Genomic DNA, 15,778 nt, shown 5'->3' on the forward strand with positions numbered 1-15,778 from the left:
CACCTCAGAGCCAAAGCAGCACGCACCATCGATGATCTCCGGAAGGCCATCGGAAACATCTGCTCGCTCTTCACTCCAAACGAATGCGCCAACTACTTCGCCGCCGCAGGATATGGATTCAATTGACCGCCCGATGCTCTAGTCTCAACATGCTGGTGAAAATGAGGAATTGCGGTTGTGACTTCTTTGGCACTGCAGCATTCATAATGGGCAGTTAAGCGATTGATCAGAAAAACTAAAGCGAGCTATGCAGAATTTGCATTTCTCTTTATGCTGCGCCGCACCTAATTTCTAACCCGTTGAAAGCAACCAAAGACCGTCAATCCAAGGGGAATGACCCATGTTCGAAGTTCTGAAATCCCGCTACTCCACCTGGAAGCGCTATTCGCGCACGCTGAACGAGCTCGAGAGCCTCTCCAACCGTGAACTCGCCGATCTCGGCATTGCGCGCGCCGACATTCCGCGCCTGGCGCGCGAGGCTGCGCGCTCGTGAACCCTCACCCGCGGGGCCTGTTCGAAAGGCTCGCCCGCAGCCGCAAGCTCAGGGCCTACCGCCAGATCCGCGCCGCCGCCGAAGCCCTCTCCGACGCCGAACTGGCGGACATGGGGATCAAGAGATACCAGCTGGGCCACGTGGCCCGCGTCCGGGCCTTCAAGGCCTGATCGAGACATCAGACCCGCCGGTCCTGCCCCGGCGGGTTTTTTCGTTGGCCGGAAGCTCACCATTATACCGTCACCCCAGCGAAAGCTGGGGTCCAGCTTTGGCGGCCAAAAGCTGGATGCCAGCTTTCGCTGGCATGACGGGCAAAGGGCTGTATGACGCTGCGTCATGAACCACGAAAAGCAGCCAGCCGTCTACATGGTGGCCAACCGCTACCGGGGAACGATCTATGTAGGTGTCACGAGCGCCCTGTGGTCCCGAATCTGTTCTCACAAGAACGGTACGACGCCCGGCTTCACACTTCGGTACAAGGCGAACCGCCTCGTCTGGTATGAGCACCGGCTGACCATGGAAACCGCCATTCGCCGCGAGAAGCAGATCAAGGCCTGGAAACGGGACTGGAAGATCGAGCTGATCGAAGGGATGAACCCGGACTGGCGTGACCTTCACGATGAGATCGACTCGCTGGCGACGCTGGTTTCCGAGTAGGAAAGCCCGTCACCCCAGCGAAAGCTGGGGTCCAGCTTTGGCGGCCAAAAGCTGGATGCCAGCTTTCGCTGGCATGACGGCGATAGACCCCGCCAAAGTCGCGGCAATCCGCGCATGTGATCTTGGTTGCGAGTCCTTTTCCACTGTGATAGCCAACCCGCGCGGCGGGGCTGGGGTCCCGGCTCGTGGGTGTGCCCTCGTGCATGCCGGCCTCCCAGAAATTCAAGTGGTTATGCGCCCTTTGGACGTGGGCGCCGCACCACGAAAACTGAGTGAAAGACGGATCGTGGCGACCACAGATCAGACAGTTTCCGGAGTTCCGGGCCGCTATGCCAGCGCGCTCTTCGAACTCGCCTCCGAGGAGAAGGCCACCGAAGAGGTGAGCCGCCAGCTCTCAACGTTCCAGTCCGCCATCGACCAGTCGGAAGACCTGGACCGCCTGGTCCGCTCGCCGGTGTTCCCGTCCGAGGACCAGATCGCCGCCCTCGATGGCGTTGCCGGCCAGCTCGGCATCACCGGCGCCACGCTCAACTTCCTCAAGCTGGCGGCCAGGAACCGCCGCCTCAGCGCCGTTCCCGGCATGATCAAGGCCTATGCCACGCTGCTCGCCTCCTCCAAGGGCGAAATCGCGGGCGAGGTCACCTCGGCCGAACCGCTTTCGGCCGCCCAACTCGAAGATCTCAAGGCCGCGCTCAAGAGTTCGCTCGGCCGTGACGTCCTCCTCTCAACCCGTGTCGACAGCTCGCTCCTCGGCGGCCTCATCGTGAAGGTGGGCTCCCGCATGATGGACAATTCACTGAAGACCAAGCTCCAGACACTCAAGATCGCCATGAAGGGAACCGCCTGATGGACATTCGCGCTGCCGAAATCTCCGCCATTCTCAAGAAGCAGATCAAGGACTTCGGCAAGGAAGCCCAAGTCTCCGAAATCGGCCAGGTTCTGTCGGTGGGTGACGGTATCGCCCGCGTCTACGGCCTCGACAACGTGCAGGCCGGCGAAATGGTCGAGTTCGCCAACGGCATGAAGGGCATGGCGCTGAACCTCGAAACCGACAATGTCGGCATTGTGATCTTCGGATCTGACCGCGAGATTAAGGAAGGCGACACCGTCAAGCGCACCGGCGCCATCGTGGAAGTCCCCGTCGGCAAGGAACTCCTGGGCCGCGTCGTCGACGCGCTGGGCAACCCGATCGACGGCAAGGGCCCGATCAACGCCAAGCAGTTCAAGCGCGTGGACGTGAAAGCGCCGGGCATCATCCCGAGAAAGTCGGTGCATGAGCCGATGTCCACCGGCCTCAAGGCCGTGGATGCCTTGATCCCGATCGGCCGCGGCCAGCGCGAGCTCGTCATCGGCGACCGCCAGACCGGCAAGACCGCCATCATTCTCGACACCATCCTGAACCAAAAGCCCATCCACATCGCAGGGCCAGAGAAGGACAAGCTCTACTGCGTCTACGTCGCCTGCGGCCAGAAGCGTTCGACGGTTGCGCAGTTCGTGAAGGTGCTGGAAGACAATGGCGCGCTCGAGTATTCGATCATTGTCGCCGCCACCGCGTCGGACCCCGCACCGCTGCAGTATCTCGCGCCCTTCACCGGTTGCACCATGGGCGAATATTTCCGCGACAACGGCATGCATGCGCTGATCGCCTATGACGATCTGTCCAAGCAGGCCGTCGCCTATCGCCAGATGTCGCTGCTGCTGCGCCGGCCGCCGGGCCGCGAAGCCTATCCGGGCGACGTGTTCTATCTCCACTCCCGCCTGCTCGAGCGCGCGGCCAAGCTCAACGACAGCCAGGGCGCCGGTTCGCTGACCGCGCTCCCCGTCATCGAGACGCAGGCCAACGACGTGTCGGCCTACATCCCCACCAACGTGATCTCGATCACTGACGGCCAGATCTTCCTCGAGACCGACCTGTTCTACCAGGGCATCCGCCCCGCCGTGAACGTCGGCCTCTCGGTGTCGCGCGTCGGCTCCGCCGCCCAGACCAAGGCGATGAAGCAGGTGGCCGGCAAGATCAAGGGCGAGCTGGCGCAGTACCGCGAAATGGCGGCCTTCGCGCAGTTCGGTTCCGACCTCGACGCCTCGACGCAGAAGCTCCTCAACCGCGGCGCCCGTCTGACCGAGCTCCTGAAGCAGCCGCAGTTCTCGCCGATGAAGACGGAAGAGCAGGTCGTGGTGATCTATGCCGGTGTGAACGGCTATCTCGATCCGCTGCCCGTCAACAAGGTGAAGTCCTTCGAGGACGGTCTCCTTCGCTTCGTGCGCGACAAGCATGCCGGCATCCTCGATGCGATCCGCGCCGAAAAGGCGATTTCGGACGCCACCATGCCGAAGCTCAAGGCCGCCGTTGAAGCCTTTGCCAAGTCCTTCGCGTAAGGGTTCGGGATGGCAAGTCTCAAGGACTTACGCAATCGCATCGCCTCGGTGAAGGCGACGCGCAAGATCACCAAGGCCATGCAGATGGTGGCCGCGGCTAAGCTGCGCCGCGCCCAGGAAGCGGCCGTCGCCGCGCGCCCCTATTCGGAGCGCATGCAAGCCGTGATCGGCAACCTCGCCTCCGCCATGAGCGGCAAGGCGGGCGCGCCCACGCTTCTCGCCGGCACCGGCTTCGACCAAACGCATCTGCTGATCGTGGCGACCGCAGAGCGCGGCCTCTGCGGCGGCTTCAACTCCTCGATCGCCAAGCTTGCCCGCGAGCATGCCGACCGCCTGATCGCCCAGGGCAAGACGGTGAAGATCTTCACCGTCGGCAAGAAGGGCAATGATGCGCTGAAGCGCGTCTATGGCAAGTACATCGTCGAGCACGTGGACTTCCGCTCCGTGAAGCAGATGTCCTTCGCGGAAGCCCAGGCCGTTGCGCACAAGGTGCTGGGCATGTTCCACAACGGCGGGTTCGATGTGGCCACCCTGTTCTTCTCCGAGTTCAAGTCGGTCATTTCGCAGAAGCCCACGGCGCAGCGGCTGATCCCGGCGGATGTCTCGGGCGCGAAGCCCGCCGACTTGGGCGGAGCCGTTTACGAAGCGGAGCCCGAGGAGGGCGAAATCCTCGCCGATCTCCTGCCGCGCAACATCGCGGTGCAGATTTTCCGCGGCCTCCTCGAAAACGCGGCCTCCGAGCAGGGCGCCCGCATGAGCGCCATGGACAACGCCACCCGCAACGCCGGCGACATGATCAACAAGCTGTCGATCAAGTACAACCGCCAGCGCCAGGCGCAGATCACCAAGGAACTCATCGAAATCATTTCGGGCGCCGAGGCGCTGTAAGCGAATACGGGAAGGATCACACACATGGCAAACAGCGAGGCCGCAACCGGCCGCATCACCCAGGTCACCGGCGCCGTCGTCGACGTCGCCTTCGATGGCGGCCTTCCGGAAATCCTCAACGCGCTCGAGACCGACAATGGCGGCAACCGCCTCGTGCTCGAAGTGGCCCAGCACCTGGGCGAGAACACCGTGCGCACCATCGCCATGGACTCGACCGAAGGCCTGGTGCGCGGCCAGAAGGTCACCAACACCGGCGCTCCCATCACCGTGCCGGTGGGCAACGAGACGCTGGGCCGCATCATGAACGTCATCGGCGAACCGGTTGACGAGGCAGGCCCCATTGGCGCCACCGCCCGCCGCGCCATCCACCAGCCCGCCCCGGACTTCGTCGAGCAGTCGACGGCGGCCGAAATCCTCGTCACCGGCATCAAGGTCGTCGACCTGCTGGCGCCTTACGCCAAGGGCGGCAAGATCGGCCTGTTCGGCGGCGCCGGCGTCGGCAAGACCGTGCTCATCATGGAGCTCATCAACAACATCGCCAAGACGCACGGTGGCTATTCCGTGTTCGCCGGCGTGGGCGAGCGCACGCGTGAAGGCAACGATCTCTATCACGAAATGATGGAGTCGGGCGTCAACAAGAACCCGAAGGAAGGCTCCGTCGCCGGCTCCAAGGCCGCGCTGGTTTACGGCCAGATGAACGAGCCGCCGGGTGCGCGCGCCCGCGTGGCCTTGACCGGCCTCACGGTGGCCGAGCACTTCCGCGACCAGGGCCAGGACGTGCTGTTCTTCGTGGACAACATCTTCCGCTTCACCCAGGCCGGTTCCGAAGTGTCCGCCCTCTTGGGCCGTATTCCTTCGGCCGTGGGCTATCAGCCCACGCTGGCCACCGACATGGGCGCGATGCAGGAGCGCATCACCACGACCACCAGGGGCTCGATCACCTCGGTGCAGGCCATTTACGTGCCGGCCGACGACCTGACAGACCCCGCGCCGGCCACGTCCTTCGCCCACCTGGACGCCACCACCGTTCTGTCGCGTTCGATCGCCGAAAAGGGCATCTACCCCGCGGTGGACCCGCTCGACTCGACGTCCCGCATGCTCGACCCGCGCGTCATCGGCGAAGAGCACTATAACGTCGCCCGCCAGGTGCAGCAGATCCTTCAGCGCTACAAGGCGCTGCAGGACATCATCGCCATTCTCGGCATGGACGAGCTCTCGGAAGAAGACAAGCTGACGGTGGCCCGCGCCCGCAAGATCGAGCGCTTCCTGTCGCAGCCCTTTGACGTCGCGGCCGTGTTCACCGGTTCGCCGGGCGTGCAGGTCAAGCTCGAAGACACCATCAAGGGCTTCAAGGGCCTCTGCGAAGGCGCCTACGATCACCTGCCGGAGCCCGCCTTCTACATGGTCGGCACCATCGACGAGGCGATCGAGAAGGCGAAGCGCCTCGCCGCCGAGGCGGCGTAAGCACCATGGCCGGTCTTCATTTCGAACTCGTAAGCCCCGCGCGGCTTCTGTTCTCGGGCAGCGTGGCCTCGGTCACGCTGCCCGGAACCGAGGGCGAGATGGGCATCTATCCGGGCCATTCGCCCATCCTCACCACGCTGCGCCCCGGCGTCGTCACCGTTACCCGTGACGGCGGCGCTGCGGAGCGCATCTTCGTCAAGGGCGGCATGGCGGAAGTGAACCCGCAAGGCCTGACGCTTCTGGCCGAGGTCGCGATCCCCGTGGCCGAAGTCACGGCGGACGTGATGGCCCACCAGATCGCCAGCGCCGAAGAGGACCTCGCCGCCGCCAAGCCGGGCGAAGCCCAGCGCAAGGCCATGGAAGTGCTGAACCAGCTGAAGGCGCTGCAGCCGGCGCTGTGATCTGAGGGCCGGAGCAAGGTTCGAAATCGCCGGGCATGCCCCGGCGATTTTGTTCCTGGGGAGGCCGTCGTGTCCTTCCTGCCTCGCCCATCATCGCCGGGCGTGTTCCGGGGCAGTGTCCCCCGACGTGGTGCGGGAGGCCGCGCGCGGCCGTGGGTGAGGCTGGTGGCCACCGCCGGTGCGCTTCGGGGCCAGGGTACCGCCGCTGTTGCCGCCGTCGCGCTTCGGCTGAGGGGGCTTCGTACTCCGCGGCTTGCTGCCGTTGGCCTGCTCTTGGCCATTGCCCGCGCCGCCGGCGATCGGGGTGTTCTCCTTCCCGATCTTCAAGCGCTTGGCGCGGCCGGACATGTCATTCCCGCAGCGCCTTAAGTTTTCGCTCACGGACCCGGCCGGAATCGCATTCCCAGATCGAAACGACCGACCAGCCCGCCCGGCGCAGGGCGGCGGCGTTGCGCCGGTCCCGTGCGCGGTTCCGGGCGATCTTGGCGGTCCAGTATGCGGCATTTGTCTTGGGAATGCGCGCCCCGCGCCGGCAGCCGTGCCCGTGCCAGAAACAGCCGTGGACGAATATTGCGAACCTCAGGCTGGGTATCACGATATCGGGCTTTCCGGGGAGCGAGGCCACGTTGTATCTCATGCGGACGCCGAGTGGCCGAAGGTAGTCCCTGACAGTTCGTTCGCACGATGTCGCCTTCGAGCCAACCGCGCGCATGATGCGGGACCGGAGTTTGCCAACATCATTTGATTCGGTTCTTTCCTTCTTCGTCACTTCCCTCGCTGCCTTTTTCCACATTTGCGGCGCCCCCAGCCGCCTCAAATCGCTCACCGGCCAGGGACTGAAGCCGCGTTGTTTGCGTGAACAGCGTCCGGCGCAATCCCACCTTCACGTCCCGCTCAGAAATCGTTTGGGCAAGTCTCGCCACGACCTGCGCTCTTCGAGCAGTGCGGGTGTCGGGGTGACCGCGCAGCTTGCGTACCTCATCCGAAACAATGCGTCCCTTGACTGAGCGCGGCAGGACCACGTCACGAACTGGGTTTGGAGGGTCCTTCTCGTTAAGGATCGCGCCAAACTTGCTCTTCTCGACGGCAATTTGATGAACCTTGAACTCAAGCGCATCAAGCGTCTCCCGGGATGTCTTGTCTTTCGCGCTCAGATGCTGAAACCCGGGGATTGGAAAAACCTCGATTTCGTAAACCTCATAGGGATCAAGAACGGACATCGCGACAGCGTCAGTCCTCTGGTTTGTAAGGTGGCGGCTGATGCGGCCCGACACTTTTTCCTTTGTTTGCCCCACGTATATCGGTTCGCCGTCATAATCATAAAAAATGTACACACCCCACTTGAACCATTCGATAGGCTTTATTTCCTGGTCAATTCCAGTCGGATACGGGGTGCTCAAGAACTCCTTCAATGAACGGCGGAGTTCCCTCGTTTCGAATGGCGCGGCTTCTTTTTTCCGAATGGTCAACCCCGTCATTCCGCGGCGATGGACATGGCGGGGTCAGCTGCCTTGCAAAGAGCATTCAGGATATGTTGGCGAATGTAACCGACAGCAGTCACCGCCAGCCCATCTCCGAACACATGGTAGCCGTCGTTGTAGTTTTCCGGAATTACGTAGCCGTCCGGCACGCCCATGAGCCGCGCCGCCTCGCGGACCGTCAGCAGCCGTGAGCGGGTCTGTTTGCCATCCACAATTATCACCGTCTGGCGGCTCGACCCTCCGCCGGGTGTACGGAGACAACCGGCCACGCCGTCGAAGCGCGCTTCGGCGCGCTGCATGCGGCCCAAACCTTCCTCGGCTCTGGTTCGTTTGTAGACCGTTCCGGCCACGCGCCTGCCGGCGAGCCGCGCGGCCCTCACTTTTTCCGCATTGGTGGGCGACATCATGCCCAATAGCCGCGCCGTCTCGCCAGCGCTGTGCCACGACGCAATCTCCTCATCGGCTTCGAGCAAGTTGGCAAGCGAAACCGTGCGTTCCGGTGGAGGCGGCAGCTTCCACCATCGCCACGCGCACTGCAGATGGGCAGGCAGCGCATTGTGCGCCTTGCAGAGGGCTGGGCTATGCCAGGGAAGGACAGGCCCATCGGAAACGATGTGGCGCGGCGGACTCGCTGTCCTGAGGCTGCATATTATGAACAATCGCGGGCGCGATTGCGGGAGGAAATGGATGGCGTCCACCACCAGCGCGCCGAAATCGTAGCCCAACGAGACGATGGCTTGGGCCAATTCGACGAAGTCCGCCCTGCCATGCGAGGACAGCGTACCGGTGACGTTTTCGAGCACCAGCAGCTTCGGCTGCCGGTTTTCCGCTCTCAGCAGGTTGATGGCTTGCCAGAAACCCCAGAATGCTCCGCTGCGCTCCCCGGCCAGCCCCGCGCGGTTGCCAGCCAGAGAAAGATCCTGGCATGGAAAAGACGCCCAGGCGAGATCAGGGTGGCCGGGCATGTCCTCGGACTTCAAGTCGTAGACATCGCCAAGAATAGTGCGGTCTTCACCGAAATTCGCTCTGTATATGGCGAGCTTCTTTGGGTCGATGTCGTTCGCCATAAGGCATTTCCAGCCGGAACCAAGGCCCAGCCGGGCCATGCCGCCGCCGGCGAAGAATTCGTAGTAGAAGCGATTTACCATAAACTATAGTTCCCCTAATGTTCTTCGTTCGTCAAGAGGACAATCCGTAAACAGTCACATATCGACACAAAAAACCCCGGGATTTCTCCCGGGGTTCGGTTGTTTCAGGCTTGGGCCGACGGACTTCTTAGAAGTCCATGCCGCCCATGCCGCCGCCCATGCCGCCGCCGGGGGGCATGCCGCCTGCGGGCTTGTCCTTGGGCTTCTCGGCGATCATCGCTTCCGTGGTGATCAGCAGCGAGGAGACCGAGGCCGCGTCCTGCAGGGCGATGCGCACGACCTTGGCCGGGTCGATGATGCCCTTGGCCACCATGTCGACGTACTCTTCGTTCTGCGCGTCGAAGCCGTAGTTGCCGTCCTTCTCCAAGAGCTTGCCGACAACGATCGAGCCTTCGACGCCCGCGTTCTCGACGATCTGGCGGAGCGGAGCCTCAAGCGCCTTCGACACGATGTTGATGCCGGCCTGGATGTCGGCGTTGGACGACTTCAGCGCCGCCACGGCCTTCTTGGCGCGCAGCAGGGCCACGCCGCCGCCGGGGACGATGCCTTCTTCCACCGCGGCGCGGGTGGCGTTCAGCGCGTCGTCAACGCGGTCCTTGCGCTCCTTGACTTCGACTTCCGTCGACCCGCCGACCTTGATGACGGCAACGCCGCCCGCAAGCTTGGCGAGACGCTCCTGCAGCTTCTCCTTGTCGTAGTCCGAGGTGGTCTCCTCGATCTGCGCCTTGATCTGGGCGCAACGGCCCTGGATGTCGGCCTTCTTGCCGGCACCATCGACGATCGTGGTGTTCTCCTTCTCGATCTTCACGCGCTTGGCGCGGCCGAGCATGTCGAGCGTCACGTTCTCGAGCTTGATGCCCAGGTCTTCCGAGATCACCTGGCCGCCGGTCAGGACGGCGATGTCCTCGAGCATGGCCTTGCGGCGGTCGCCGAAGCCCGGCGCCTTGACGGCCGCGACCTTCAGGCCGCCACGCAGCTTGTTGACGACGAGAGTGGCGAGCGCCTCGCCCTCGATGTCCTCGGCGACGATGAGGAGCGGCTTCGAGGTCTGCACCACCGCCTCGAGGACGGGGAGCAGCGACTGCAGCGAAGAGAGCTTCTTCTCGTGCAGCAGAATGTAGGCGTCGTCGAGCTCGGCCACCATCTTGTCGGCGTTGGTGATGAAGTAGGGCGAGAGATAGCCGCGGTCGAACTGCATGCCCTCGACGACGTCGAGTTCGGTCTCGGCGGTCTTGGCTTCCTCGACGGTGATGACGCCCTCGTTGCCCACCTTCTGCATGGCCTCGGCGATCATGTCGCCGATGGCCTTTTCGCCGTTGGCGGAGATGGTGCCGACCTGGGCCACTTCAGCCGAGCCCTTGATCTTCTTGGCGCGCTTCTTGATGTCCTCGATGGCCGCCGCGACGGCCATGTCGACGCCGCGCTTCAGGTCCATCGGGTTCATGCCGGCGGCCACGTTCTTGGCGCCCTCGCGAACGATCGCCTGGGTTAGGACGGTGGCGGTGGTGGTGCCGTCGCCGGCGAGGTCGTTGGTCTTGGAAGCGACCTCACGCACCATCTGGGCGCCCATGTTCTCGAACTTGTCCTCGAGTTCGATCTCCTTCGCGACGGTCACGCCGTCCTTGGTGGTGCGCGGAGCGCCGAAGGACTTGTCGATCACCACGTTGCGGCCCTTGGGGCCCAGCGTCACCTTGACGGCGTTGGCGAGAATGTCGACGCCGCGCAGCATACGCTCGCGGGCATCGGCGGCAAAACGGACTTCTTTGGCAGCCATTGATTGCTACTCCTCAATACGGTTCAGAACGGTTGTGAAAGTCAGAAGGCGGATCAGGCGGCTCTTCTGGACGCCGGCTTGCCTTCGAGAACGCCCATGATGTCGCTCTCCTTCATGATGAGGTACTCGACACCCTCGATCTTCACTTCGGTGCCGGACCACTTGCCGAACAGCACAATGTCACCAGCCTTGACGTCGAGCGGGGTGAGCTTGCCGGACTCGTCACGGCCACCCGGGCCCACGGCGATGATTTCGCCCTGCATCGGCTTCTCCTGGGCGGTATCCGGAATAATGATGCCGCCCTTGGTCTTGGTGTCTTCGTCGACGCGCTTGACAACAACGCGGTCGTGCAGAGGACGGAATTTCATGTGGTAACTCCTCGTCATATTTACATTATTTGAGGTTTTAAACTGACCGTCTCCCGCGGGAGGCCAGCCCTGCTAGCACTCAGATAACCCGAGTGCTAACAGTTATCAGAGGAGATATGGCGGGCGGGGCGTTCCGTCAAGAGGTCCGCCGGGTCCAAGGTTAAATTTCGCATCCGGCGGCGGGCATGGGGCAGGGGTCAGGCCACCGGCCGCAGGCGCTCGCCGGGGTCCTCGTCGAGGAGCGCGTCGATGGTCCGCAGTGCCCGGGCCAGTTCGTCGCGGCTTGCCGCCCCCGAAAAGCAGACGCGCGCCGCCCGGTCGTCCGACCGGCGGTCGATGGCGAAGGCGGTGCCGGGGGTGATCTTCACGCCGCGGTCCAGGCAGGCGCGGGCGAAATCGCCGGGCGGCCACTGGTCCGGCAGCTTCAGCCACAGGAAGGGCGCGCCCTGAGTACAGAGGATCGGGCGGTTGCGAAACACGTCCAGCGCCAGGGCGCGGCGGGCGGCGTTCTCGGCGATGATGGCGGAGAGGATGCGCGAGGCCGCGTCCGATTCGATCCAGTGGCGCACCACTTCCGCCGCAAGCCCCACCGAGCGGCCGCCGGTCACCGTCTGCTGGCGAACCAGCGCATCCTCTCGCCCCTCGGGGCCGACCATGAAGCCCACCCGCAGCCCGGGCGCCAGCGTTTTGGAGATGCTGGTCAGGTGATAGGTGCGTTCCGGCGCCAGGCTGAACAGGGTGGGGGGCTGCAGGCGCGGGTCGAGCAGACGGAACAGGTCATCCTCGATGATCGTGACATTGTAGCGCCGGGCGATGTCCACAATGGCCTGGCGCCGCGCCAGGGTGAGGCTGGCGGAGGTCGGGCTCTGCAGGGTGGGCACGATATAGAGAAGGCGCGCCTCGCCATTCCTCGCCGCGCGCTCGAGCGAGTCCGGCACCAGCCCGCCGTCGTCCATCTCAAGGGGCACCAGGGACACGCCGAGGTGCCGGGCGATGCCCTTGATGGTGGGGTAGTTCAGGCTCTCGACGAACATCCGGTCGCCGGGCTGGGTGATGGAGGAGAGCGTGGCGATGATCGCAGGCTGCGCTCCCCCGGTCACCACCACGCGGGACTGATCGACCTCGATGCCGCTCCGCGCCAGCCAGGTGACGCCCATCTGCCGGTGCAGCGGATAGCCCTCAGGGGGAGGATATTGCAGCAGGTCCAGCCGCCCGGCGGAGCGTGTGACCTGCTCCAGCGTACGGTCGAGTTCTGCGGCCTCGGTCACGGGCGGGGCTGTGGCCAGCGAGAGATCGACCAGGCCCTCCGGCTCATGGCGCAGCGGCGTGAAGGGCTGGGGCGCGGCGGCGGGCGTCTTGATGAAGCTGCCGCGGCCCACTTCGCCCGAGAGCAGCCCCATCTTCTCGGCCTCCGCATAGGCCCGTGTCACCGTGCCGGTGGTGACGCCAAGGCGATAGGCCAGCTCGCGCTGCGGCGGCAACCGGTCGCCCGGTTTCAGCCTGCCCGAGAGTGCATCCTGGCGGATGGCCTCGGCGATTTCGAGGTAGAGCGGACGCTCGCGGCGGAGTTCAGGCAGCCAAATTGTCATCAGGACAATATTTTTCTTGTGAATGATTGCATGGAGACAATATAGTGACAATCAGGAGAATGCAAGAAGATAAAACAATACAATAGAGACAATTGGGAACCGCCATGCGTGACTATATCCTCGCCCTGTCCATCGCGCGCGACAGCACATTCGCGTTCCCGAAGCTCCGCCGCATGCTGCGCAGCTGGTTCATGAAGCGCGACTTGGCGACCTTGGAGCGCTTCGACGACTACATGCTGTCCGACATCGGCCTCACCCGCGGCGACCTTCGCCACCTTCGGCGCCTGCCCCTGGACGTGGACCTCACCCATGAAATGGAGCGTCTGCGGGAGCAGCGCGCCAGGGGCGTGCGCGGCCGCTGATCAGAACAGGGGTTCGACTGACCGGTACAGCGCCCGGAACCGCCTGAGCTTTTCGGCATAGGCCGGGACGAGCGCGGGGTCGGGGGGCACCTCCGCAGCGATGGCGGGTTTGCTGCAGACCTGGGTGACATCCTCCCCCGTGGCGGCAAGCCTTGCCAGCCTGGCCGCGCCGAAGGCGGGTCCGGTTTCGGAGCCCTCCTGCAGCAGCACGGTCTTGTTCAGCGCGCTGGCGAGTATCCGCATCCAGAATCGGCTTCTGGAACCTCCGCCGTTGACGGCAATGCGGCAGGGCAGGGGGCCTGTCGCTTCGAGGTAGCCCTGCGCATCGGCCAGCGACAGGGCCACACCCTCCAGCACGGCCTGCGTCACCTGTTCCGGCGTCGAAGCGGGGGTGAGGCCGAACAGCACGCCCTTGGCATGGGGGTTGTTGTGCGGCGTCCGCTCGCCAGAGAGATAGGGCAGGAACAGCAGGGCTGAGGGGCCGGTAAAGGCGCGCTCGGTGTCGTCCAGCAGCTTGCCGATGTCGCTCTTCCCCAGCAGCCCCGCCGCCCAGGCGAGTGCGCCTGCGCCATTGAGCAGCGCCGCCATCTGGAACCAGCGGCCGGGCAGCGCGTGGCAGAAGGTGTGAATGAGGTGTTCAGGCGCCGGGCGATAGCTTTCACGCGCCACGAAATACTGCGCCGCGGTGCCGAGCGAGATGAAGGCATCGCCCGCGTTCACCGCACCCGAAGCGACAGCCCCCGCCGCCGCATCGCCCGCTCCGGCGGCGACGATTGTGCCGGGCGCCAGCCCCCAGGCCTTCGCCACCTCGCCCTGCAGCAGGCCGGAGACGGCCGAACCTTCGAGCGCCGCCGGCAGCATGGCCAGCGGAATGCCCACCGCCGCCGCGATCTCCGGCGACCATTCCCGTTTCGCGCCGTCGAGCAGCAGCGCGCCCGAGGCATCGCACATGTCGGTGGCGAAACCATGTGTCAGCCTGAAGCGCACATAGTCCTTGGGCAGCAGCAGGTGCCGCGCGCGGCTGAGAACCTCCGGCTCATGGCGCGCGAGCCACATGAGCTTGGGCGCGGCAAAGCCCGGCATGGCGGGAACGCCCGCAATGGCGCCGATGGCGGGAAGCTTCGCGTTCAGCTCGGCGGCCTCGCCATGGGAGCGCCCGTCATTGTGCAGGATCGCCGGTCGCACCGGTTGGCCTGCCGCGTCGAGCAGCACCGCGCCGTGCATCTGGCCGGAAAGCCCGATGGCCTTGATGCCGGCCCAGGCCGTGCCGACCTTTTGGCGCAACTCAGCAACGGCCTGCTCGACCGCCGCCCACCAGTCCTCCGGGTTCTGCTCCGACCAAAGCTCCTTCGGCCGCGAGATGGTCAGCGGTGCCGTGGCCGTGGCGAGAATCGCCTGCGCCCCGTCCATCAGCACCGCCTTGACGCTGGAGGTGCCGATGTCGATGCCGAGGAACATGGACCAGTAATCCTTTTGAGGTTTCAGCTTAAAGTGGCATTTGATGTAGCGGGCGACTGTAATTGACTGTATAGAGGCTCAGATGAGGGGCTGTTTGGTCCACAAGAGGATTTGTGGATCACGAGTATGCCTCTATTGATCTTGTAGTTACAAATTCACGTTTCGTGAGACATAAATGCAGGCACAATTCTCTCGCCTTGTCAAAGACAAATTGAATTTTGAAGAAGCCGTAACGTACCACTACGGAAAGTTTCCTCCATCTGAACTGAACTACGCACAGTTGGCCAGACAAATTGGTGCCGCATCCTCCGCTGTCGCCAGATATGATGGCGTACTTCGAAGCCTTAAGAATAGCGAAATCCTTCTTGCCCCGCTAAGGCGAAAAGAAGCTGTTATTTCCTCCCGAATAGAGGGGACGGTAACAACCTTGGATGAGGTTTTCCAGTACGAGGCCGAGAGTCAGCGTGATCAAGCGGTCAATTATCGGCATGAAGTAGCGGAGGCATATTCCTACGCCCGCGCAATGAACCACGCACAACAACTGGTGGTCGAAGGTCTTCCGATCTGCGGCCGTCTAATTAGGTCAGCCCACAGTAAGCTCCTGCTAAACGTTCGGGGTGCCGACAAACAACCTGGAGAGTACAAGCGAGAACAGAACTACATCGTAGATCAGGGGCGAAAGAAGGTGTTATTTGTCCCAATTTCCGCAGATAAGCTGGGAGATGGAATTTCCCAACTTGAGCGGTTCATTCACGACGATAAGGTCGAACCACTAATCCAAACTGCACTGACGCATCTCGAATTTGAAGCTCTGCATCCGTTCAAGGACGGAAATGGCCGGGTGGGGAGAATGCTGATCACACTAATGCTCTGGAATAAAGGGATTATCAGCGCTCCACACTTCTATGTCTCTGCTTACCTCGAGCGCCATAAAGATCGCTACATCGATCTCATGAGAAACGTGTCACAAAAAGGAGAATGGACCGAATGGTGCGAATTCTTCTTGGGTGCAATCGCCGCACAGGCCCAAGAAAACCTGGAGACGGCCGAAAAGATACGAGATCTCTATGATGAAATGAGAGGTCAGTTCATTGCTGCCTTGAACTCAAAATGGAGTACGCTTGCACTCGACTTTGTATTCGAACGCCCGGTTTTCCGGACTAGCCAGTTTACTTCTGCGGGGCTCCCTAAGCCGTCGGCTCAACGTTTTCTAAGAGCTCTACAAGAAAAGGAGCTGCTAAGGATGGTTTATCCAGGTTCAGGAAGGAGACCAGCTGTAATGGCTTTTGAGCCTCTGCTTGAATTGGTTAGAGAGTAAC

General features: G+C 63.1%; 17 protein-coding genes and 1 pseudogene. 11 read left to right on the forward strand and 7 right to left on the reverse strand.

The features are described from left to right. From IOC82_RS15455 to IOC82_RS15495, 9 genes and pseudogenes are all read left to right on the forward strand, one after another. A pseudogene (locus IOC82_RS15455) lies at nucleotides 1-126 on the forward strand (IS630 family transposase); the annotation flags it as partial. Between the two features lie 214 nt (nucleotides 127-340). Continuing rightward, nucleotides 341-493, forward strand: a complete 153-nt coding sequence (locus IOC82_RS15460; RefSeq protein ID WP_290547102.1) for a DUF1127 domain-containing protein — start codon at nucleotides 341-343, stop codon at nucleotides 491-493. Further along, the gene (locus IOC82_RS15465) at nucleotides 490-663 is read left to right on the forward strand and encodes a DUF1127 domain-containing protein (protein WP_290547103.1); all 174 of its coding nucleotides are present in this window, start codon (nucleotides 490-492) and stop codon (nucleotides 661-663) included. Before IOC82_RS15460 ends, IOC82_RS15465 begins: the two co-directional genes overlap by 4 nt. Nucleotides 664-829: 166 nt before the next feature. Beyond that, nucleotides 830-1,150: a GIY-YIG nuclease family protein gene (locus IOC82_RS15470; protein WP_290547104.1), complete on the forward strand. Its 321-nt coding sequence runs from the start codon at nucleotides 830-832 to the stop codon at nucleotides 1,148-1,150. 286 nt (nucleotides 1,151-1,436) lie between these two features. Then, nucleotides 1,437-1,997, forward strand: a complete 561-nt coding sequence (locus IOC82_RS15475; protein WP_290547105.1) for a F0F1 ATP synthase subunit delta — start codon at nucleotides 1,437-1,439, stop codon at nucleotides 1,995-1,997. Further along, on the forward strand, nucleotides 1,997-3,526 hold the full coding sequence (gene atpA / locus IOC82_RS15480) for a F0F1 ATP synthase subunit alpha (RefSeq protein WP_290547106.1): 1,530 nt from the start codon (nucleotides 1,997-1,999) through the stop codon (nucleotides 3,524-3,526). The genes IOC82_RS15475 and atpA overlap by 1 nt, the downstream gene beginning before the upstream one ends. A 9-nt stretch (nucleotides 3,527-3,535) precedes the next feature. Continuing rightward, entirely contained in the window at nucleotides 3,536-4,414 is an 879-nt protein-coding gene (locus IOC82_RS15485; protein WP_290547107.1) for a F0F1 ATP synthase subunit gamma, read from the forward strand. A 24-nt stretch (nucleotides 4,415-4,438) separates the two neighbouring features. Next, nucleotides 4,439-5,878 (forward strand): F0F1 ATP synthase subunit beta, encoded by a 1,440-nt coding sequence (gene atpD, locus IOC82_RS15490; RefSeq protein WP_290547108.1) that lies wholly within the window; start codon nucleotides 4,439-4,441, stop codon nucleotides 5,876-5,878. A 5-nt stretch (nucleotides 5,879-5,883) separates the two neighbouring features. Beyond that, on the forward strand, nucleotides 5,884-6,279 hold the full coding sequence (locus IOC82_RS15495) for a F0F1 ATP synthase subunit epsilon (RefSeq protein WP_290547109.1): 396 nt from the start codon (nucleotides 5,884-5,886) through the stop codon (nucleotides 6,277-6,279). Between the two features lie 349 nt (nucleotides 6,280-6,628). Here IOC82_RS15495 and vsr read toward each other — a convergent pair whose 3' ends face one another. From vsr to IOC82_RS15525, 6 genes are all read right to left on the reverse strand, one after another. Then, nucleotides 6,629-7,072: a DNA mismatch endonuclease Vsr gene (gene vsr / locus IOC82_RS15500; protein ID WP_290547110.1), complete on the reverse strand. Its 444-nt coding sequence runs from the start codon at nucleotides 7,070-7,072 to the stop codon at nucleotides 6,629-6,631. Continuing rightward, nucleotides 7,017-7,748, reverse strand: a complete 732-nt coding sequence (locus IOC82_RS15505; RefSeq protein ID WP_290547111.1) for a GIY-YIG nuclease family protein — start codon at nucleotides 7,746-7,748, stop codon at nucleotides 7,017-7,019. The genes vsr and IOC82_RS15505 overlap by 56 nt, the downstream gene beginning before the upstream one ends. Nucleotides 7,749-7,753: 5 nt before the next feature. Further along, a complete protein-coding gene (locus IOC82_RS15510) occupies nucleotides 7,754-8,908 on the reverse strand; it encodes a DNA cytosine methyltransferase (protein ID WP_290547112.1) in 1,155 nt (384 codons plus the stop codon). Nucleotides 8,909-9,035: 127 nt separating this feature from the next. After that, complete coding sequence (groL, locus tag IOC82_RS15515; RefSeq protein ID WP_290547113.1) at nucleotides 9,036-10,682, reverse strand: chaperonin GroEL; 1,647 nt, start codon at nucleotides 10,680-10,682, stop codon at nucleotides 9,036-9,038. A gap of 53 nt (nucleotides 10,683-10,735) precedes the next feature. Then, nucleotides 10,736-11,050, reverse strand: a complete 315-nt coding sequence (locus tag IOC82_RS15520; RefSeq protein ID WP_290547114.1) for a co-chaperone GroES — start codon at nucleotides 11,048-11,050, stop codon at nucleotides 10,736-10,738. Nucleotides 11,051-11,247: 197 nt separating this feature from the next. Further along, nucleotides 11,248-12,639, reverse strand: coding sequence for a PLP-dependent aminotransferase family protein (locus IOC82_RS15525; RefSeq protein ID WP_290547115.1), 1,392 nt, complete (start codon nucleotides 12,637-12,639; stop codon nucleotides 11,248-11,250). A 104-nt stretch (nucleotides 12,640-12,743) separates the two neighbouring features. On the opposite strand from IOC82_RS15525, the gene IOC82_RS15530 reads away from it, so the two are divergent. Then, on the forward strand, nucleotides 12,744-13,001 hold the full coding sequence (locus tag IOC82_RS15530) for a DUF1127 domain-containing protein (protein ID WP_290547116.1): 258 nt from the start codon (nucleotides 12,744-12,746) through the stop codon (nucleotides 12,999-13,001). On the opposite strand, the gene xylB is transcribed toward IOC82_RS15530, so the two are convergent. Further along, a complete protein-coding gene (xylB, locus tag IOC82_RS15535) occupies nucleotides 13,002-14,459 on the reverse strand; it encodes a xylulokinase (protein ID WP_290547117.1) in 1,458 nt (485 codons plus the stop codon). It abuts the gene before it with no gap. 175 nt (nucleotides 14,460-14,634) lie between these two features. Between xylB and IOC82_RS15540 the strand changes: the two genes are divergently transcribed. Continuing rightward, on the forward strand, nucleotides 14,635-15,777 hold the full coding sequence (locus IOC82_RS15540) for a Fic/DOC family N-terminal domain-containing protein (RefSeq protein WP_290547118.1): 1,143 nt from the start codon (nucleotides 14,635-14,637) through the stop codon (nucleotides 15,775-15,777). The last annotated feature ends 1 nt before the right edge of the window (nucleotide 15,778 follow it).

Source organism: Aestuariivirga sp. (genome assembly GCF_020252395.1).
Lineage (GTDB): Bacteria > Pseudomonadota > Alphaproteobacteria > Rhizobiales > Aestuariivirgaceae > Aestuariivirga.